This window comes from Flavobacterium sp. LS1P28, assembly GCF_003970335.1.
In the GTDB taxonomy this organism is placed as follows: domain Bacteria; phylum Bacteroidota; class Bacteroidia; order Flavobacteriales; family Flavobacteriaceae; genus Flavobacterium.
In genome coordinates this window covers 20664-41446 of the sequence record NZ_RYDI01000001.1, presented here as the reverse complement: position 1 = coordinate 41446, position 20783 = coordinate 20664, and the positions used below count along the sequence as shown (strand labels likewise).

At 36.0% G+C, this 20783-nt stretch carries 19 protein-coding genes; 11 read left to right on the top strand and 8 right to left on the bottom strand.

Annotation, left to right across the window (positions count from 1 at the left end; all coding sequences use genetic code 11):
* Nucleotides 1–10 precede the first annotated feature (10 nt).
* Nucleotides 11–517 (bottom strand): GNAT family N-acetyltransferase, encoded by a 507-nt coding sequence (locus EKL97_RS00170; RefSeq protein WP_126561452.1) that lies wholly within the window; start codon nucleotides 515–517, stop codon nucleotides 11–13.
* Between the two features lie 259 nt (nucleotides 518–776).
* Here EKL97_RS00170 and fbp point away from each other — a divergent pair, with 259 nt between their 5' ends.
* Nucleotides 777–1796, top strand: coding sequence for a class 1 fructose-bisphosphatase (gene fbp, locus EKL97_RS00165; RefSeq protein WP_126457587.1), 1020 nt, complete (start codon nucleotides 777–779; stop codon nucleotides 1794–1796).
* A 46-nt stretch (nucleotides 1797–1842) separates the two neighbouring features.
* Here fbp and EKL97_RS00160 read toward each other — a convergent pair whose 3' ends face one another.
* Nucleotides 1843–2274, bottom strand: coding sequence for a TerB family tellurite resistance protein (locus tag EKL97_RS00160; RefSeq protein WP_126457586.1), 432 nt, complete (start codon nucleotides 2272–2274; stop codon nucleotides 1843–1845).
* Between the two features lie 179 nt (nucleotides 2275–2453).
* On the opposite strand from EKL97_RS00160, the gene EKL97_RS00155 reads away from it, so the two are divergent.
* From EKL97_RS00155 to EKL97_RS00140, 4 genes are all read left to right on the top strand, one after another.
* Nucleotides 2454–3047 carry a HupE/UreJ family protein gene (locus tag EKL97_RS00155; RefSeq protein ID WP_126567710.1) on the top strand — a complete coding sequence of 198 codons (594 nt, stop codon included), beginning with the start codon at nucleotides 2454–2456 and terminating at the stop codon, nucleotides 3045–3047.
* A gap of 1 nt (nucleotide 3048) precedes the next feature.
* Nucleotides 3049–3480 carry a deoxycytidylate deaminase gene (locus tag EKL97_RS00150; RefSeq protein ID WP_126457584.1) on the top strand — a complete coding sequence of 144 codons (432 nt, stop codon included), beginning with the start codon at nucleotides 3049–3051 and terminating at the stop codon, nucleotides 3478–3480.
* A gap of 70 nt (nucleotides 3481–3550) precedes the next feature.
* Nucleotides 3551–5122 (top strand): S41 family peptidase, encoded by a 1572-nt coding sequence (locus EKL97_RS00145; protein ID WP_126567709.1) that lies wholly within the window; start codon nucleotides 3551–3553, stop codon nucleotides 5120–5122.
* Between the two features lie 20 nt (nucleotides 5123–5142).
* On the top strand, nucleotides 5143–5322 hold the full coding sequence (locus EKL97_RS00140; RefSeq protein WP_126567707.1) for a hypothetical protein: 180 nt from the start codon (nucleotides 5143–5145) through the stop codon (nucleotides 5320–5322).
* 44 nt (nucleotides 5323–5366) lie between these two features.
* On the opposite strand, the gene EKL97_RS00135 is transcribed toward EKL97_RS00140, so the two are convergent.
* From EKL97_RS00135 to EKL97_RS00120, 4 genes are all read right to left on the bottom strand, one after another.
* Nucleotides 5367–6116: a lysophospholipid acyltransferase family protein gene (locus tag EKL97_RS00135; RefSeq protein WP_126567706.1), complete on the bottom strand. Its 750-nt coding sequence runs from the start codon at nucleotides 6114–6116 to the stop codon at nucleotides 5367–5369.
* 67 nt (nucleotides 6117–6183) lie between these two features.
* Nucleotides 6184–6750 carry an NAD(P)/FAD-dependent oxidoreductase gene (locus EKL97_RS00130; RefSeq protein ID WP_126563654.1) on the bottom strand — a complete coding sequence of 189 codons (567 nt, stop codon included), beginning with the start codon at nucleotides 6748–6750 and terminating at the stop codon, nucleotides 6184–6186.
* A 44-nt stretch (nucleotides 6751–6794) separates the two neighbouring features.
* Complete coding sequence (locus EKL97_RS00125) at nucleotides 6795–6995, bottom strand: hypothetical protein (RefSeq protein ID WP_126456406.1); 201 nt, start codon at nucleotides 6993–6995, stop codon at nucleotides 6795–6797.
* Nucleotides 6996–7122: 127 nt separating this feature from the next.
* Nucleotides 7123–7698 carry a MarC family protein gene (locus EKL97_RS00120; protein WP_126457580.1) on the bottom strand — a complete coding sequence of 192 codons (576 nt, stop codon included), beginning with the start codon at nucleotides 7696–7698 and terminating at the stop codon, nucleotides 7123–7125.
* A 429-nt stretch (nucleotides 7699–8127) separates the two neighbouring features.
* Between EKL97_RS00120 and EKL97_RS00115 the strand changes: the two genes are divergently transcribed.
* From EKL97_RS00115 to EKL97_RS00090, 6 genes are all read left to right on the top strand, one after another.
* Complete coding sequence (locus EKL97_RS00115; RefSeq protein ID WP_126456402.1) at nucleotides 8128–8694, top strand: DUF3109 family protein; 567 nt, start codon at nucleotides 8128–8130, stop codon at nucleotides 8692–8694.
* Nucleotides 8695–8955: 261 nt separating this feature from the next.
* Nucleotides 8956–9933 carry a ribonucleotide-diphosphate reductase subunit beta gene (locus EKL97_RS00110; RefSeq protein WP_126457579.1) on the top strand — a complete coding sequence of 326 codons (978 nt, stop codon included), beginning with the start codon at nucleotides 8956–8958 and terminating at the stop codon, nucleotides 9931–9933.
* A gap of 335 nt (nucleotides 9934–10268) precedes the next feature.
* On the top strand, nucleotides 10269–12683 hold the full coding sequence (locus tag EKL97_RS00105) for a ribonucleoside-diphosphate reductase subunit alpha (RefSeq protein ID WP_126567704.1): 2415 nt from the start codon (nucleotides 10269–10271) through the stop codon (nucleotides 12681–12683).
* Nucleotides 12684–13203: 520 nt separating this feature from the next.
* Nucleotides 13204–13683 carry an RDD family protein gene (locus EKL97_RS00100; RefSeq protein ID WP_126567702.1) on the top strand — a complete coding sequence of 160 codons (480 nt, stop codon included), beginning with the start codon at nucleotides 13204–13206 and terminating at the stop codon, nucleotides 13681–13683.
* Nucleotides 13684–13787: 104 nt separating this feature from the next.
* Complete coding sequence (dgt, locus tag EKL97_RS00095) at nucleotides 13788–15131, top strand: dGTP triphosphohydrolase (protein ID WP_126567934.1); 1344 nt, start codon at nucleotides 13788–13790, stop codon at nucleotides 15129–15131.
* Nucleotides 15132–15221: 90 nt separating this feature from the next.
* A complete protein-coding gene (locus EKL97_RS00090; RefSeq protein WP_126567701.1) occupies nucleotides 15222–17879 on the top strand; it encodes a T9SS-dependent M36 family metallopeptidase in 2658 nt (885 codons plus the stop codon).
* 43 nt (nucleotides 17880–17922) lie between these two features.
* Here the strand turns inward: EKL97_RS00090 and EKL97_RS00085 are convergent, their stop codons facing one another.
* Nucleotides 17923–18873 carry a DUF3078 domain-containing protein gene (locus EKL97_RS00085; protein ID WP_317125224.1) on the bottom strand — a complete coding sequence of 317 codons (951 nt, stop codon included), beginning with the start codon at nucleotides 18871–18873 and terminating at the stop codon, nucleotides 17923–17925.
* 123 nt (nucleotides 18874–18996) lie between these two features.
* Nucleotides 18997–20778 (bottom strand): 1-deoxy-D-xylulose-5-phosphate synthase, encoded by a 1782-nt coding sequence (locus EKL97_RS00080; protein WP_126567698.1) that lies wholly within the window; start codon nucleotides 20776–20778, stop codon nucleotides 18997–18999.
* Nucleotides 20779–20783: the final 5 nt, after the last annotated feature.

The window sequence follows — 20783 nt, the reverse complement described above, 5'->3', positions numbered from 1 at the left end:
GTTCTTTATTTTATTTCAATTTATTCTCCACAAAATTGGTGATTCCCAATTCGTCCATGTGAACAACATACCAATCACGGAGTACTTTGGCGCCTGATTTTTCATAAAATTCTATTGCCGGAGTATTCCAGTCCAATACATTCCATTCTACTCTTCGAACCTGATCTTTTTTACCCTGTTTTATAATTTCAGAATATAAAGCATATCCTAATCCGGTGCCACGCATTGTCTCTTTTACCACTAAATCTTCCAGGTGAATTGTTTTTCCTTTCCAAGTAGAAAATCGGTAGTAGTACAAGGCGATACCTACGATTTGCTTTGCCTGTTCGCTATTGCTCGGGTCCGCTTGAACCTCGGCAACAAAAACATGAAATAGTGGCACCGGGCCAAAACCATCTCGAATTAAATCGGCAACAGTTACAAGGACGGCATCGGGTTCTTTCTCGAATATTGCTAATTCTTGAATGAGCCCTAAAACAGCTTCCATATCTTCAGGATTTCCTTTTCTGATCGTCATGTGCGGGATGTATTTGTGTTTTTTAGTTGAATAAGAAATTTGCTTTTTCGATTGGCTATTGGATCAATCTCCAATACGGCTCATTTCATAATTTTTTATTTTAATGCTTCAATATCACAATAAAATTAGATTTTTACGTATTAATTTTATGTTTTAATCAGCAAATATACAATACGGTTAAACTAAGCAACTATTTTTCAAATCAATTTCACAAAAAAAACGATATTTGTGACTTCAAAACAACTACAACGATTTCTTAATGGAAGAACGCAACAAAACACTTGGAGAATTTATCATTGAAAACCAGAATGCTTTTCAATATTCGTCCGGCGAATTATCTCGAATTATCAACTCCATCCGATTGGCTGCCAAGGTAGTCAATTATAAAGTAAACAAAGCTGGACTGGTTGATATTGTGGGTGCTGCCGGAGAGCAAAACATACAGGGGGAAGATCAGCAAAAACTAGATGTATATGCCAATGAAGTTTTTATTCAAACATTAATTAATCGCGAGATCGTATGCGGAATCGCTTCTGAAGAAAATGATGATTTCATTACTGTGGAAGGAAGTGACCACAGCCACAATAATAAATATGTTGTATTGATGGATCCCCTTGACGGCTCGTCTAATATTGATGTTAATGTTTCTGTAGGGACAATATTTTCGGTTTACAGGAGAATTACCCCAATAGGAACTCCAGTTACGTTGGAAGATTTTTTACAGCCGGGGATCAATCAGGTTGCTGCAGGCTATGTGATTTACGGGACTTCGACTATGTTAGTTTATACAACTGGGCACGGTGTGAACGGATTTACGCTGAATCCTGCTATTGGTACTTTTTACTTGTCTCATCCTAAAATGAAATTCCCAACCGATGGCCATATTTATTCCATCAATGAAGGTAATTATGTCCATTTTCCGCAAGGAGTAAAGGATTATATCAAATATTGTCAGCTGGAAGAAGGAGACAGGCCTTATACTTCTCGATACATCGGAAGTTTAGTTTCTGACTTTCATCGCAATATGATTAAAGGAGGGATTTATTTATATCCAACAAGTTCAAAAGCATCCAAAGGGAAATTACGATTGTTGTATGAATGCAACCCATTAGCTTTTATCGCAGAACAGGCGGGAGGAAAAGCATCGGATGGATTTGATCGGGTGATGGAAATTGAACCAACGGAACTGCATCAGCGCGTTCCTTTTTTCTGTGGAAGCTACAATATGGTTGAAAAATCGGAAGAATTTATGCTTAAAGCAAAACTAAGCAAGTACTAAAAACAAAAAGCTTCCGTCTTGGCGGAAGCTTTTTTATAGGTATAATCTACGTATTGATATTTTGTATTTCAGTAATGAACGTATCCAAATCTACTTCTTTTTCTACAAGCAGAAGCGCATTTTCTACAATTTGATTTATATTTTCAGGGTCAAATCCTATTCCAATGCCAATTTTCCGTAACATCAGCTCTTGTTTGTCTCCTAAATGGTGGTCAACATGAACGATTCTGGCTAAATCATACAGTCGCTCTATCCTTTGTTCATATAAATAAGGAGGATTGATAGGGTATTTTAGCGGATCCTGTAAAATTTCTTCATATTCTGCAGGAGAAATTTCTAATCGAACGGCTAATTTATCTACAAATGCTTTTTCTTCTGGAGAAATCTTCTCGTCAGTTAGTGCTACACGGACAATAGATGAAAAATGACCTCTATTTCTTTGTTTGAATTCGCTATCAAATAAATCTGAAAATGACATAATTGTGGTTTTTGTATCGTACAAAGATATATCTATTTTAAAGTATTAATTTTTATTTTTTTTATATTTTTTCTTTCGACATACCTGCTTTTGATTTGTATTTATTTGAATGTTCAAATGAATCATTTTCAAAATTAATCGTAAGTTTACAGCCCCTTTATCAACTTAATACTTTGCTGATGTCAGAATTTTGGGTTTACTTTCAAATAGGATTAAAACACGTTTTAGATATCCATGCGTATGATCATGTTTTATTTTTAATCGCCTTAGCTGTACCATTCTCTTTTAAGGATTGGAAGCGAATTGTACTTCTGGTTTCCCTTTTTACCATAGGGCATACCATGGCTTTACTGCTTTCCGTTTTTGGAGTAGTTGCGATTAAAGTGAATGTGGTCGAATTATTAATTCCAATAACAATTTTGGTAACCGGATTGTTTAATCTTTTTGCAGCAGGAAAATCGAGCAAGAAAGAAAGCCTCAATCTGATGTTTTTTATCACGCTTTTCTTTGGGATAATTCATGGGTTGGGTTTTTCAAATTATTTCAAATCGATTCTTGGAGGAAATGCTATGTCTAAAGTCTTGCCACTGTCAGAATTTGCACTAGGTATAGAAGCCGCCCAGATTGTAGTGGTTTTTGTGGTTTTGATTTTAGCCTACATTGTTCAGACTGTTTTTAGATTTTCAAAACGCGACTGGACATTAGTAATGTCAGCATTTATAATAGGAGTAGTGATACCAATGATTGTGGAAAGTGAAATCTGGATAAGATAAAATGAACGAAAAAAAATTAAATAAATACGACAAAGCATACCTTAGAATTGCCAAAGAATGGAGCTTGCTGTCCTATTGTAAACGAAAACAAGTTGGTGCAATTATTGTGCGTGACAGAATGATAATCTCAGATGGGTATAACGGAACGCCCTCCGGTTTTGAAAACTGTTGTGAAGATGAGCAAGGATTAACCCGCTGGGATGTTTTACATGCTGAGGCAAATGCGATCCTCAAGGTAGCGCGATCAACACAATCCTGTGAAGGAGCCACCTTGTATATCACACTTTCACCTTGTAAAGAGTGCAGTAAATTGATTCACCAGTCGGGAATAAAAAGAGTGGTCTATCACAATGGCTATCGCGATGATTCCGGCATTCAGTTTTTGATAAAAGCCGGAGTAGAGGTTGAGCATATTCCAGTTTTGGAGGAATAAAAGAACGTGCAAAAAAAATTAAAACGATGATGCACGTCAGGTTATATTATTCTTTTAATGATAACTTTATATGAAATTTAATACAAAATATTTACCGCTACTCCTTTTCTCAACAATTGCTTTTGGCGTTGTGTTGGGCGGGATGTTGCATTTTCCCGGTAGAGCTGATTTCACAGCTAAAAATAATTCTAAAACTAAGCTGAATACACTCATTGATTTTATTGATACTGAATACGTTGATGCGGTTGATACGGATTCTATTGTAAATCTTACCGTTGATAATATTCTTGCGCAACTTGATCCGCATTCCGTATATATTCCCGCTAGCGAGCAGCAACAGGTAATGGAAAGCATGAAGGGTAATTTTGTGGGAATAGGAGTGAATTTTTATATGTATAAAGATTCTGTAGCGGTCATAAAACCTGTAGAAAACGGCCCTTCGGCAAAAGCAGGAATAAAATCAGGTGATCGGATTCTATATGCTGATAAAACCAAATTGTTCGGACGTAAGTTGCCCACAGACAGTTTGTTTTCTAAATTAAAAGGGGCCGTAGGTTCTAATATTGAGCTTACAATATATAGAAAATCAGAACGTAAAAAACTCAAGCTAAAACTAAAACGCGATGTTATTCCCTTAAAAAGTGTTGATGCCGCTTTGCTCTTGAGTAATGCGACAGGATACATAAAAATAAATCGTTTTGCCGAAACTACTTACAAGGAGTTTATGCAAAATTTGTCTGCACTTAAGCAACGAGGTGCGAAGTCACTTATTATTGATGTCCGAGATAACGGTGGCGGTTATATGGAAGAAGCAATTGCTATCGCGGATGAATTGTTGCCAAACAAACAACTGATTGTTTTTACCAAAAACAAAAAAGGTACTATAGACAAGACATTTGCAACCCAAAAAGGCAGTTTTGAAAAAGGAAATGTTTTTATTCTAATTAATGAAAACAGCGCTTCAGCAAGTGAAATTCTTGCAGGAGCCGTTCAGGATAATGATAGGGGGACTATTGTAGGCCGCCGTTCTTTTGGAAAGGGATTGGTGCAACGAGAAATGGATTTTGCTGACGGTTCAGCAGTTCGCTTGACTGTTGCCAGATATTATACGCCAACAGGCCGGTCGATTCAAAAACCCTATTCAAAAGGGAATGAAGCGTATTTTAAAGAATCAGAAACGCGTTTTGAAAATGGGGAACTATATCAAAAAGACAGTATAAAAGTTTCAGACACCTTGCAATTCAAAACTAAAAAAGGTAAAATTGTATATGGCGGTGGCGGTATTGTTCCTGATGTTTTTGTACCGCTTGAGGTGGAACATGGAAATGGAAGTACCGCTTATTTATTGCAATCGGGAATCGTAGGGAATTTTGTTTTCGAACAATTGGATAAAAATCGGAGCGCCTTTAAAGGACTCACTTTTGCTCAGTTCCAATCTAAAATGAATCAAACAGAGGCATATTTCAATTCATTTCAGAAATTTATTTTTGGCAACGGATTGGATTTGAAATTTGGAAAAAGCAAATCATTGGTAAAACGATACCTGGCTGCTGAATTTGCTCGGCAATTGTATGGGGAACGGTCTTATTATGAGATTATATTGAAAGAGGATGCCATGATTAAGGCAATTTTGAAAAAATAATAATCACTATATTTCACAGTATGGAAAGTAAGTTTTCTGGAATGACAGTTAATGAGCGTTTGTATGTTGGAGGTCTTATAAATGACTTTGATAATGCTCTGGAACAAAAAAATGTAGAAGGAATTAAAGCTGTTTTAAAGAAAGTGGCACTAAATGAAGCTATTGTTGAGATGCTTATCAGCTTAGGAATTGATGCTTAATTAGAAAATTTCACTCTTGATTTTGTTTGTCCTTAAAAGGAAAATTAATTTTGATTGTCCCAATCTTTTCTATATCGAATGAGTTCGTTATCTATCATTTTCTTTGACGTACTTAATAAACAGGCTGCATCTTCAGAATAAATAGCCGGAAAATAAGTTATTTTAATTTCAGTGGTCCGTTTTCCAAAGCATTTTAAAAAATGCGGAATGAAAGTGTCGTCACCAATAAAAGCGTCTGTTTTTTCTTTATAATCTATTGCAATAGGAATTACGGCGGCTTTAATCTTAGTAGCCATTACAAAAGAGCCGTAATTGAAATCAAGAGTTGTTGGCAAATCCGCTGTTGTTCCCTCTGGAAAATTAATGATCGAATATCCTTTGGCAAGAACTTCTCGGATATTTTCGGCGGTTTCTTGTCGGCTTTTTGGACACTTTCTATCTACAAATAAAACGCCGGATATTTTGCAGATGTAGCCAATCATAGGCCATGAGGCAACTTCTTTTTTCCCTACAGGAAAAGCATGTATTTGGTTTACGATAACAATTGGGTCAAAATAGGAACGGTGATTGGCTACGATTAGTCCTTGAACTTTCGGCTTGTCGCCATAGATAATAGTGCGTATGCCCAAAAGGGTATTTGAGGTGCGAATTATAAAGTCCCGCAGGATAAGAGCTTTTTGGGCGTTAATTTCGTTGCTTCGAAAAAAAGAAAAAAGAAAAAACACAATCGAAAAAACAGAAACAAATCCGATAAAAATCAGAAGTCTTGCCAGTCCCAAAAAAAATGATCCCATAAAACAGTGAATTGAAGGTGTAAACCTAACACTATTTTTTGAGAGATTTTCCAGAATGAAATTCTATTTATCTAATGCTATCATGAGCATGAGTCTGAATTCCGCCATTCCATAAAGTTAGAATATCTGTTGCTACTGCAGCTCCACTGCCTGCAGCAATGGCCAGTTGGCTTCTCCATCCGGCTAAAGTGCCTATCACGTAAATGCCTTCCTTGACTTTGTGATCGCTGTTTTTGAGTTGGATTCGTTGTTTTTCGGGAAGGGATTTTTGATGTGGTTCTACAGATGGCATTAAACCTTCAATAGCAAAAGTATTTGCAGATCCGACACCTACAACAATTATGCGGGTCTTGTAGGTTTTTTTATTTGTAGTTACAGCAAACTCAGGAGCGGTGCCCTCAATTTTTAGTACTTTTTCGTTGGGAATTTGTGTAATGTGCGGATATTTTTCTAAAAGATGTCCTGTGCTTTCTTTCAATAAATCAGCGCCTAATGTGCCTGCAGGGATTCCGTAGACATTATTGAATAGCGCTTCCTTAAGGGCAGAGGTTTTTTGATGGGTAAACACCCCGATTTTTTTATTAGACACAAAGTGTTTGTTGTTTGCAGAACCCAAAACTAGAGCGCATGACATGCCAGATACGCCACCGCCAAGGATAAGTACATCAAAGACCAAGGCTATTTTTCGTTTGTTTTTTCTTCTATTTTCTTTGACATTCTGAATATTAGAAGAATCAATACAGCACAAAAAGAGGCTGCCATTCCAATAAATGCAACTACGCTATCTCCTTGAAATGGATTTTTGAAATCCAGTAAAGTAACATTAAATAGGATTAGCGCTATTGCTAAAAATACCAAGATGTTAGTGAAAATTTTCATAAGATGTTTTTGTTTTTGGTAAAAAATGCAGATGTTTGGAGGGGTTATTTATTTAGAATAAAATGCTCCAAAAAAATCAGATTTTTTATTTTACAATAATTTAAGGGTAAATTTAGGAAATTATATTTTAGACAAACAAACCTTTAACATTCGCAGCGAATAATTTAACAGCAATCGCCAGAAGTACTACGCCAAAAGTCTTTCTGATTACACCAAGTCCGTTTTCGCCTAATAATTTTTCTATTTTTGAGGATGATTTTAAAACGATATAGACCAAAATGATATTTAATAAAATGGCAATTACAATATTTATGGTATAAAATTGGGAGCGTAAAGAGAGTAAAGTGGTCATTGTTCCGGCTCCAGCAATCAAAGGGAAGGCAAGGGGAACAATTGAGGCAGAGCTGGCTTCTTCGTCCCGGTAAATCCGAATTCCTAAAATCATCTCTAATGCCAAGAAAAACAACACAAAGGATCCGGCTACAGCAAAAGAATTGACATCGATTCCAATTAGTTTTAAGAGTTCTTCTCCGGCAAAAAGAAAAACAATCATGATGACGGCGGCTACAATGGATGCTTTTTCGGATTCAATATGTCCGTGTTTTGCTCTTAAATCAATGATAATCGGGATGGATCCCACGATGTCAATTACGGCAAAAAGTACCATTCCTACGGTGATTATTTCGCGAATATCGAATTCCATAACAGACTTTTTTTATTTATGGTAAAAGTAGATAATTTCCCTGATTATTGGAGGAGTAGATTTTTTAATTTTAATGCCTTTTTTTTTGAGAAGATTTTTTTCCCAGGAGGGAATAGTTGACCTGTATTTCATAGTCCTAAAAAAGTAACAGTTTGATTTTTATCGTTTTTAGGGCACAACTAAGGCAATTAATACTCAATATTTTTTAAAACCATTTCAAATGGTTCTGTGTTTTTGGTTGGTGAAAGAGGATGAACTGTAAAGAAATAAAAAATGCAATTGTTTGTATAAGTTTGAAAACAAAAGTAAACGAAGTTAAAAAATCAGGAGTATAAAATTAGGTAAATTCGTTTTAATTTTATTCGGTTTTGTTTACGAATTTATGAGTTGCTGAGGTGCTTTTTCAAATTTCTTGAATATCTTTGCAGAATGTTTCAACTAGGAAAAACCATAGTCTCAGAAGACTTACTCGAAAAAGATTTTGTTTGTAATTTGACTGCTTGTAAAGGCGCTTGTTGCGTAGATGGTGACGCTGGTGCACCATTGAGTTTTGAGGAGACTCAAATCCTCGAATCTATTTATCCAAAGATCAAGCCTTTTTTACGCAAACAAGGAATTGCTGCAATTGAAGCGCAAGGAACTTGGGTAAAAGGTACCGATGGTGATCTTGAAACGCCATTGATTGACGACAAAGATTGTGCCTACGCAATATTTGACGGTAAGACCGCTCTGTGTGGTATTGAACAAGCCTATAATCAAGGAGCAATTAGTTGGAAAAAACCAGTTTCTTGTCATTTGTATCCAGTTCGGGTGAAAGATTTTACGGAGTTTGCCGCTGTTAATTATGACAAATGGGATATTTGTGATCCCGCCTGCTCTTTAGGTCAGGAACTTGAAGTTCCGGTATACAAATTTGTCAAAGAAGCCCTGATTCGTAAATTTGGCGAAGACTGGTATGCTGAACTTGAAAAGGTGGCGCAAGACATGAAAAAATAAGTAAATAAGAATTCTGTTTTTCTTGTTTAATTATTTAAAAAAACTATATTTTACGGTGCTTCATTCCTTTAATTATTATTTAAAATACTGAATTTAAGTGTTTTAAAATTTGTATGAAAAATATCTTAATTTTTCTATTTGTTAAAAACTATAGGGGATTGTGAATAAGTTTGGCTTTTATTAACCGCAATATTTTACAATCTTTGTATCTCTCAAAAAGCTTAAAAATTTGTTAAAACCTCAAAAAAACAAACAATTATAATGACTCAAGTTGAACCAATTTTACAAGAAAATAAAAATCGTTTCGTAATTTTTCCTATCAAACACCATGACATTTGGGAATTTTATAAAAGTATGGAAGCCAGTTTCTGGACGGCTGAAGAAATCGATTTGTCACAGGATTTAAATGACTGGAACAACAAACTCTCGGATGATGAGCGTTATTTTGTGAAGCACATTTTGGCATTTTTTGCTGCTTCAGATGGCATTGTAAATGAAAATCTGGCAGAAAATTTTGTAAACGAAGTGCAATATGCGGAAGCGAAATTCTTTTACGGTTTTCAAATTATGATGGAAAACATTCACAGCGAAACCTATTCGTTATTGATTGATACCTATGTAAAAGATGAAGTGGAGAAAGATGAATTATTCAATGCTTTAGAGGTTTTTCCGGCGATTAAGAAAAAAGCGGACTGGGCTTTGCAATGGATTGAATCGGATTCATTTGCAGAACGTTTGATTGCTTTTGCAGCAGTGGAAGGAATTTTCTTTTCGGGAGCATTTTGCTCGATTTATTGGTTAAAAAAACGGGGTTTAATGCCAGGATTGACGTTTTCTAACGAATTGATTTCTCGTGATGAAGGAGTGCACTGTGATTTTGCCGTGCATTTACACAACCATCACTTGGTGAATAAAGTGCCAAAAGAAAGAATCAGAAGCATTATTGTAGATGCTTTAAATATTGAAAGAGAATTTATCACCGAGTCACTTCCGGTAAGTTTGATAGGAATGAATGCCGTATTGATGACACAATATTTAGAATTTGTTGCTGACAGATTGTTAGTGGAATTAGGTTGCGACAGAGAATATAATACTACAAACCCATTTGATTTTATGGATATGATTTCGCTTCAAGGAAAAACAAATTTCTTTGAAAAGAAAGTGGCTGAATATCAAAAAGCAGGTGTAATGAACACAGATGGTGATGCTCAAAAAATATCTTTTGACGCCGATTTTTAGATTTTTATCAAACCATGAAGGAATTAAGATCGATTAAGTTTTGTCTTAATTTTTCTAAATATTTTAATGTTAAAGAAATATTTTGATTTTTTAAATCTTAAATGATTTACTGATTTCTTTTTGTTTCTAATACTGATTAGCCCAGATAGTAATGGAAATCCTTTCTAGTCCTGAACTTTTTTCAGGACTAGAAAGATTGAAATGGATAGCTGGATATGGCTCCAAAAAAAATTGAGCAAATGAAACAATAATTGAGATTGTTTCGTTCCTCGCAATGACTAACAAATAACGAAAAACAGCGAAGGGATTTTCTGTTTTAAAAAACAAATAAAAGTATGTACGTAGTAAAAAGAGATGGCCACAAAGAGCCGGTAATGTTCGACAAAATCACAGATAGAATTAAAAAACTATGCTATGGTTTAAATGATTTAGTAGATGCCGTGAAAGTCGCAATGCGAGTAATTGAAGGGCTTTATGATGGAGTTTCTACGTCAGAATTAGATAATTTAGCAGCCGAAACTGCGGCTTCAATGACTATTGCGCATCCTGATTATGCACAATTGGCGGCGAGAATTGCAATTTCGAATTTGCATTCCAATACTAAAAAATCATTTTCGGAAACAATGAACGATATGTTTCATTATGTAAACCCGAGAAATGGACAAGATGCACCTTTGTTATCTGAGGAAGTACATCAGGTGATTATGAAAAATGCTGAATTTTTAGATTCCCATGTGATATACAATAGAGATTTTAATTATGATTATTTTGGGTTTAAAACCTTGGAAAGATCATATTTGCTTAAAATAAACGGCAAAATAGTGGAGCGTCCGCAACACATGTTAATGCGTGTTTCGGTTGGGATCCACTTAGATGATTTAGAATCGGTGATTGAGACATACGACTTAATGTCGAAAAAATTCTTTACGCATGCAACGCCTACATTATTTAATGCAGGTACTCCAAAACCTCAAATGTCTTCTTGTTTCCTTCTTGCGATGCAAGACGATAGTATTGATGGGATTTATGATACGTTGAAACAAACGGCTAAAATTTCGCAATCAGCTGGCGGTGTCGGGCTTTCTATTCACAATGTGAGAGCGACGGGTTCTTACATTCGTGGAACCAATGGTACCTCAAACGGGATTGTTCCGATGTTGCGTGTTTTTAATGATACGGCGCGTTATGTAGATCAAGGTGGTGGAAAACGTAAAGGTAGTTTTGCAATATACATCGAAACGTGGCATGCAGATATTTTCGAATTTTTGGACTTAAAAAAGAATACCGGAAAAGAAGAAATGCGCGCCAGAGATTTGTTTTTTGCGATGTGGACGTCTGATTTATTTATGAAAAGAGTACAAGAAGACAGTTATTGGACGTTGATGTGTCCTAATGAATGTCCAGGATTATATGATGTGTATGGAGAAGAATTTGAAGCCATGTACATTGATTACGAGAAACGTGGAAAAGGTAGAAAAACCATTAAAGCACATGAACTGTGGGAGAAAATTCTAGAATCGCAAATCGAAACCGGAACGCCTTACATGTTGTATAAAGATGCAGTTAATAGAAAATCAAACCAGAAAAATTTGGGGACGATTCGTTCTTCGAATTTGTGTACCGAGATTATGGAATTTACATCCAAAGATGAAATTGCAGTTTGTAATCTAGCTTCTCTTTCCTTGCCGATGTTTGTTTCTAATGGAAAGTTTGACCATGAATTGATGTATACCGTTACAAAACGGGTAACTAGAAACTTAAATAAAGTAATTGATAGGAATTATTATCCGGTAATCGAGGGAGAGAATTCTAATAAACGCCACAGGCCAATTGGTCTTGGAGTACAAGGATTAGCCGATGCTTTCATTATGTTGCGTTTGCCGTTTACGAGCGACGAAGCTAAAAAACTAAATCAGGAAATTTTTGAAACATTATACTTTGCTGCGGTAACCGCTTCAATGGAAATGGCCAAAGAAGAAGGTCCTTATTCGACATTTAAAGGCTCTCCAATTTCTCAAGGAGAATTCCAATACAATTTGTGGGGAATGAAAGATGAGGAATTATCTGGTCGTTGGGACTGGGCTTCCTTGCGAAAAGAAGTGATGGAACACGGAGTGAGAAACTCGTTGTTAGTGGCGCCAATGCCAACTGCTTCGACTTCTCAGATCTTGGGTAACAACGAAGCATTCGAACCCTATACTTCTAATATTTACACCAGAAGAGTCCTTTCGGGAGAATTTATTGTGGTAAACAAACACTTGTTGCACGATTTAGTGGAGCGTGGTTTGTGGAACGAAACGTTGAAACAAGAATTAATGCGAAATAACGGTTCGGTTCAAGACCTGAATATTCCGCAAGACTTGAAAGAATTGTACAAAACAGTTTGGGAAATGTCTATGAAAGACATTATCGATATGTCACGTCAGCGTGGTTATTTTGTGGATCAATCCCAATCGTTGAACTTATTCATGCAAAACGCCAATTATTCTAAATTGACATCAATGCATTTCTATGCATGGCAATCCGGATTAAAAACGGGAATGTATTATTTGAGAACAAAAGCTGCGGTAGATGCGATTAAATTTACATTAAACAATGATAAAAAAGCGGAGCCAATCGAAATCAAGGAGCAATCAATCGTTATTCCTGCAGTCGCTGAAGCAGTAGAAATGACTTCGGATGAATATAGAGCTATGCTTGAATTGTCTAAAAATGCAGGTCCTGACGAATGTGAAATGTGTGGGAGTTAAATAAAATAAAAAAGGCTTCAATTGGAGTTGAAGCCTTTTTTTAATTAATTATAGATAATAGAATTGAAGTTCTATTCTATAGCCAAAAGTGTATTTGTTTGAGACTTCAAATATAAAATTTTTTGGTAAAAAAAGGACTTCTTTATTGTTAAATTTTAATATTTTTCAAATATGAGTCCAAAACAGGATGATAGTTTTGAGTACATTTTTAGAAAATGTATCACAACGAGAGATGGAAGAAGAATTTGTAAAACAGACGGAAGTTGTTTTAAGATTCGAATTAAAAAAAGTATTTAAATTTAAAAGCAGTTATTGTAATGATAACTGCTTTTTTTTTGGAGCTATCTTCCGCTTTCCGTTGCAATCTTTTTATTCACCAAAAAAAGGCGAATAAAAAGGATTTTCACTTTAATCGGGGCTAAAACACCAAGATTTAACAGTAATATTTGTAAACAATTCACTATATTTGAGATAGTTATTAGCCTTGAAGACTTTTTTATAATAATCAAAACGATAAAAAATGGAAAATAAAAAATTTACTATTACAGATGATTTATTAGCTTCCAAAAGCCAGCGTCTCCTGAATCTACTTATCGATATATTGATTATTTATATTATAGCAATAAGTATTGTCGCTACCATTAATATAATTGGAGATACAACAAACAGTCATGGGGCATCGAATTGGGTTTCATCATTAAGTTTGATTGAAAATTTATTCTTTGGGCTTATTATTTTGTTTTTTTACTATGTATTTACGGAGATGTACTTCTCCAGAACCTTCGCTAAGTATTTCACCAAAACTATTGTAGTACGAGTTGATGGATCTAAACCCAATACCAAAAACTTTATGATACGAGCAGTATCCCGCCTTAATCCTATGGACCCTTTTTCATTTCTGGGTAAAACAGAAAGAGGTTTGCATGATACTTTATCCGCAACGTATGTGGTGAAAAAACACGAGTTTATAACCAAGAAAAAAATATTTACGGAAGAATAAGAAAGTAGATAAGATAAAATTAGCAGTCATTTTAGACTGTTTTTTTGTTTATAAACACAACCTTTTCTTTATATTAGCTCCTTGTAAAAACCAAAAATATAATGATGCACTGGGAACAACTTTTATCACTAAAACGACAAGGAGACAAAGGCAAAAGATTACGGATAGAACAAGATGACACCCGATTGGGTTTTGAGGTGGATTACGACCGTATTATCTTCTCGGCTGCTTTCAGAAGTTTACAGGATAAAACACAAGTTATTCCGTTGTCAAAAACTGATTTTGTACACACCAGATTGACGCACAGTTTAGAAGTTTCTGTAGTGGGACGTTCATTAGGGCGATTGGTGGGTAAAAAAATCATCGAGAAATATCCGCATCTGCAAGAAGTGCATGGCTATCACATGAATGATTTTGGGGCTATAGTTGCCGCTGCATCATTGGCTCATGATATTGGGAATCCGCCTTTTGGGCATTCCGGTGAGAAAGCAATTGGTGAATATTTTTCCATTGGGAAAGGACAACAATACAAGGACCAGCTTACGGCAAAAGAATGGCAGGATTTAATTGATTTCGAAGGAAATGCGAATGGATTTTCGGTATTGACGGCCAGTCGTACCGGAATTGAAGGAGGACTTAGAATTTCGTTTGCAACTCTGGGTGCTTTTATGAAGTATCCAAAAGAAAGCTTGCCGAAGAAACCAACCGCAGCTATTGCCGACAAAAAATACGGTTTCTTTCAAACGGATAAAACTTTTTTTCAAGATGTGGCTTTAGATATGGGATTGATTCCAAATAAAACAGGGATGGATATTGGTTTTGAAAGACATCCTTTAGCGTATTTAGTCGAAGCGGCTGATGATATTTGTTATACCATTATTGATTTTGAAGACGGAATCAATTTAGGACTAGTTTCCGAAGATTTTGCTTTAGAATATTTGATAAAATTGGTAAAAGACAGCATTGATACTTCAAAATACAAGACCTTAGAAACCAAAGAAGATAGAATAAGTTATTTGCGCGCTTTGGCAATTGGAAGTTTAATCAATGATGCCGTAAAAGTATTTGTCGAAAATGAAGTGCTGATCCTGAACGGAAAATTCCCGTATGCCATAATGGATAAGAGCAAATACAAAGCGCAGATGGACGATATTATCAAAATAAGTGTGGATAATATTTACCAAAGTCGGGAAGTCATTGAGAAAGAAATTGTAGGCTACCAGATTATTCAAACCTTGTTAGATAAATTCATAACGGCTTTCAATAATAAATTCGATGGGAATGCATCTAATTACGACTCTTTAATTCTGAAAATGTTGCCTGAAAAGCATCATTTGGAAAAAGAAAATTTATACGGAAGATTACTTCATATTTGTCATTTTATCTCATTACTGACAGATGGAAATGCGTTGTTGTTTTATAAAACAATTACTGCTGTTAAAAATTAACAATTGTGTACTAATCATTAATTTGTTATTGTAGATTAAAAAAATTAGATTTGTTTTCAGCTTTTATAATTGATGAATTATTAGATTTTTATGAAAAAAATTATACTTTTTTTAGTTTTTTTAACGCATTTTTTTGCTTTAGGACAATCGAACACTTTAATTATTCAACGATATTTAAATACTCCTAATGCTAAAATTAATGTTTCGAAAAGCGATTTTAAGGATTGGGTAATACAAAGCGATGGTGGAGCGACCAGCTCCGGAATACAAAATTGTTATGTAGTGCAACGTTATAAAGGTATTGAAATCTTTAGGGCAGTTTCTAATTTTTCAATACAGAATAGTGAAGTTATTGATGTTCAAAAACGAATAGTGGATGGCGTTTCTAAAAAAGTAAATACAACCAAACCCTCATTATCAGCAGTAGATGCTTTGACTAAAGCGTATTCGCTCTTGGGCATGAAAGCCGATGAAATTTTCACTGTTATAGAAAATAAAGAAGCTCATAAATTTAAAATAAGCAATGGGTTAGGCATTCAGGAGCCAGTCACTGCTAATTTAGTTTTTCATCAAGCCAGTAATGGTAAATTAATTTTGGCGTGGGATTTTACCATTTATACACCAACTCAGGACCATATATGGAGCGTGAGAATTGATGCCGCTGATGGGGGACTGTTAGAAAAAAATGATTTTGTTATTTCTTGCAGTTTTGATCATAGTAAAGCAATCAGTCATTCTCATGAGTCTTGGGCAAATTCATTTGACTCCAGTTACAAACAAATTTTTTCGGCCTCTCCAACGCAAACAACTAGCGGGTCCTACCGAGTGATACCATTCAATTTTGAAAGTCCCAACCACTCTGCTTTTCAACTTGTTTCGAACCCAGCGAACAGCCATGCATCTCCTTTTGGCTGGCATGATGTTGATGGTGTGGCGGGACATGAATTTACGATAACCAGAGGAAATAATGTATGGGCTAAAGAGGATTTTGTCAGCACTAATTCAACTTCGGGTTTTAGCCCTTCAGGTGGAGCATCACTACTTTTTGATTTTCCTTATGGTGGTACAAATGTACAGGCATCAACCTATATAGATGCGGCAATTACGAACCTTTTTTATATGAATAATGTCATGCATGATGTTTGGTATCAATATGGTTTTGATGAAGCAAATGGAAATTTCCAAGTGAATAACTACAATCGTGGCGGGAAAGATACGGATCATGTTAATGCTGATGCACAAGATGGATCATTAGTGGTACCAATGAGTTTAAATAATGCTAATTTTTCAACTCCGGTGGATGGGAGTAGCGGAAGAATGCAGATGTTTCTGTGGGATCGAGGTCCAGAAATTAAGCCAATAATAATTAATTCGCCTGCAAGTATTGCTGGAAGTTATGTAGCAAGGCAAAACTCCTTTAACCCAGGACGTGTTGATTTGCCTGTGGCTCCCAATTTCCTGCAATCTGATGTAGTGCTCTACTTAGATAGTACGGGCGGCACCTCCCAAGGGTGTGTAGCACCTTCTAATGCTGCGGCAATGAGTGGAAAAATCGTTGTGCTGAGAAGAGGGAGCTGTACGTTTGTAGTAAAAGTAAAAGCGGCGCAAAATGCTGGGGCTATTGCTGTAATTGTTGTTAATAATGCTGATGGAGATTTAATTATGTCGGGAGCTGATGAATCGATTACCATACCTGCCATAAGTGTTACTCAGTCCGTTGGGGAGAATATTATAACCCAGATGCAGACTCAAACCGTGAATATAAAGATTCAATTAGAGGCTTCTCCTTTCATAAATTCAGATGGTGATTTCGATAATGGGATTATTGCACACGAATATGGTCATGGGATTTCTACTCGTCTGGCCGGTGGGAGCAATAACTCCAGTTGTTTGAATAATGCGGATCAAATGGGAGAAGGCTGGTCTGATTGGTTTGCATTAATGATGCAAATTAAACCTGGAGATTCTGGTGGTGCCAAAAGAGGAATAGGGACTTTTGTTTCTTCACAAGCCACAGATGGCAGGGGAATACGAGATTTTCAGTATTCTACGGACAGGGCGATTAATCCAATGACATACGCCTCTACCAATAATTATCAGTTTATTGACACAGATAATGTATCAAAAACCTCCGTACACGGGGTAGGTTCCGTTTGGGCTACTATGCTGTGGGACTTAACGTGGGCTTATATCAATAAATATAGTTTTGATAATAATAAATATACAGGATCAGGCGGGAATAATAGAATCATGCGAATTGTATTAGATGGAATCAAATTACAAGCTTGCAGTCCTACTTTTGTAGATGCAAGAAATGCTATTATAGCTGCAGATCAGGCAATAACAGGCGGTAAGGATTTCTGTTTGATTTGGGAAGTTTTTGCTGCCAGAGGACTAGGAGTAAACGCATCTGCTGGAGACAATAATGTCGGGAATGATCAAGCTGAAGATTTTACAAGACCTGCATCAGGACCAAATTGCGCCTTAGCGGTAGACAACTTTGAGAGTGATGTGATGCGCGTATTTCCAAACCCATCCAAAGGGCCAATAACAATTAAAATTGATCAATACTCTGGTAGGGTAAATATCCAAGTAATAGATCTTAACGGACGAGTGCTTTATGATGTTAAAAACCAAGAATTCAGTAGAGCAAAATCAATTGATTTAAGTGCATTGGCAACCGGGATTTATATATTGGATATAAAAGGAGAAAATTTACATTATGTTGAAAAAATAATTAAAAATTAATAGCATAAATTTTAAAGCCCTGAAAAATTTTTTCAGGATTTTTTTAAAACAAATATTGTATTCCAACACCTATAGCTTGCCGTACTTGTACTTTTGGGCCTTCAGTGACTTGAATTCCCGCTATTTCTCTTTTTGATTTAATGTCATCATCATAAATAATATGTGCGCCAATATTCGCTTTTACGTATTGGTTTACAACTAATTCAAATTGGAGGTCGTAATCGATATCTATGTTGCCAAAATGATTCACATAATCAGAATATAAACTTAGGCGATTTTCTAAATGAATATTTTTAAAAATTTCTTTTTTCAGATGACCCGTAAATAAAAATCCGAGCTCTGTTCTGGATTTTTCGCCTTTTTCGATCAAATTTCCGTTCAGATCGTAAATGGCTTTAGAGACACCAAAAGCACCTTGATTCGCTAATCTTTGATCTAAAACCAAGGTTGTTTTAAATGTAAATGGGGAAATATAAAACGTTCTTTTTTTCTCTTTATTTATATTCTCAGCTCCTATTCCCATGAAGGCATAAGCTGGAGCAAAGGGCTTTGATATTGCAGTTTCAGTATTTGGATAGGAATAACCATTAGTGAACTGCGTATTGAAATTTAATTTTGCGGAATGGTACCAATTCGAAAGGGTGTCTTTTCGGTAACCAAATGTTGAGTTTAATAAAAAGGCATCATCCGTTTTTCTTACTTCGATGCGGTCTTGTTTGTTTAAACCATATCGGATTAAAAGTTCATTGGTCCAATTGTAATTGCTTCGGTTATACGTTCTCAGAAATTTTCCGTTGAACAACCCGGAAACGGAGCTTGTTCCTCCGGGACTCCAGTTGATAAAAGCGACTTCGGATATGTCAAATCCTAAACTATTTTTTTTTGTCCAATACGATAAAGGGACATGTGGTTTCTTAGTTCGTATATTGACTACTACGGTCAGCGGTTTCTTTACTTTTGTGAGTGTTGTTACAGGTTCAAGTGCAGTTTTCATAGTACTGACTGTTGCTTCTTGGGAAAAACTATTTATAGAAACTGAAAATAAAAAAAGTAAAAATGCAGTAGGGAGTAATTTCATTACGGGGGAGATTAAATTTAAACGTGCAAAATAATTATTTTAATAGCTTGAAAAAAGGATTTCAAGACTTTTAACGTCAATTTTGCAATATTGTTGTAATTCAGCGACTGTTCCCTGTTCAATAAATTCGTCAGGAATGCCTAATATTTTTATTTTTGAAGTGTAATTATTTTGGGAAGCAAATTCAAGTATAGCACTCCCAAAACCACCATTTACAACGCCATCTTCTAGCGTGATTATAGTTGAAAATTTAGTAAAAATGGTATGTAGTGCTTTTTCGTCTAATGGTTTGACAAATGAAAAATCATAATGGGCAATGGTTTCCTGATGGTCTGTCTTGGCTATAGCCAAAGTGACATTGTGACCAATAGTTCCATTTGATAATACTGCGATATGTGTTCCTTTTTTAATACAAATGCTTTCTCCAATTGCTATTTTTTTATACTTTCCCAGATGTTGATCTTGCCAATTCTGAATCACACCGCGACCTCTTGGATAACGGATAGCGATGGGCTGATTCAATCCCAGTTGTGCAGTATAGAGAATGTTTTGAAGCGCTATTTCGTTCATGGGGGAATAGATAATCATATTAGGAATACAGCGCAAATAAGCAAGATCAAAAACACCGTGATGCGTTGCGCCGTCTTCTCCCACTAATCCCGCTCTGTCCAAACAGAAAATTACCGGTAAGTTTTGCAGTGCAACGTCATGAATGACTTGGTCGTATGCTCTTTGCAAAAAAGTAGAATAAATATTGCAAAATACGATCATTCCTTGTGCCGCCATTCCGGCCGCTAAGGTAACGGCATGTTGCTCGGCGATTCCTACATCAAAGGCGCGTTTTGGGAAAGCTTCCATCATGAATTTGAGGGAACTTCCCGAAGGCATTGCAGGTGTAATTCCTATTATTTTTTCGTTTTTTCGGGCCAAATCCAATACGGTCAAGCCAAAAACATCCTGGTATTTCGGCGGTAAATTCTCTTCTGATTTGATGTGAATTTCCCCAGTTGTAGCGTCAAATTTCCCCGGCGCATGGTATTTAACCTGATTTTCTTCGGCTTGTTGCAGTCCTTTACCTTTGGTGGTGATGATATGGAGAAATTTTGGTCCTTTTACTTTTTGCAAGCGTTTGAGTTCCTTGATAACCGCAAAAAGATTATGCCCGTCAATAGGACCCGAATAATCAAAATTCAATGATTTAATCATGTTGTTCTGCCTTGGATTTTTCCCTTCTTTTACGGCAGTAAGATACTTTTTTAACGCACCAACGCTCGGGTCAATACCGATGGCGTTATCATTAAGAATCACCAGTAAATTAGCATCAGTAACTCCGGCGTGATTTAATCCTTCAAAAGCCATTCCTGATGCGATGGAGGCATCTCCAATCACTGCAATGTGTTGTTTATCGTATTCGCCTTTCAAATTAGAAGCGATCGCCATTCCTAATGCTGCTGAAATGGAAGTCGAAGAATGTCCTACGCCAAAAGCATCATAGATACTTTCACTTCTTTTTGGAAAACCAGAAATACCACCTAGTTGACGGTTGGTATGAAAATTTTCTCTTCGGCCGGTGAGTATTTTATGTCCATAGGCCTGATGGCCTACATCCCAGACCAACAAATCATTTGGTGTGTCAAACACATAATGCAAAGCGATGGTGAGTTCAACAACACCCAAACTGGCCCCAAGATGGCCTTCTTTTGCGGCTACAATATCAATTATGAAATTGCGTAATTCTTGAGCGACCTGAGGAAGTTGGGTTTCATCAAGCAGGCGTAAATCGGTTGGATTGTTTATGGTTGAAAGTAAATTATCTGACATAAAGC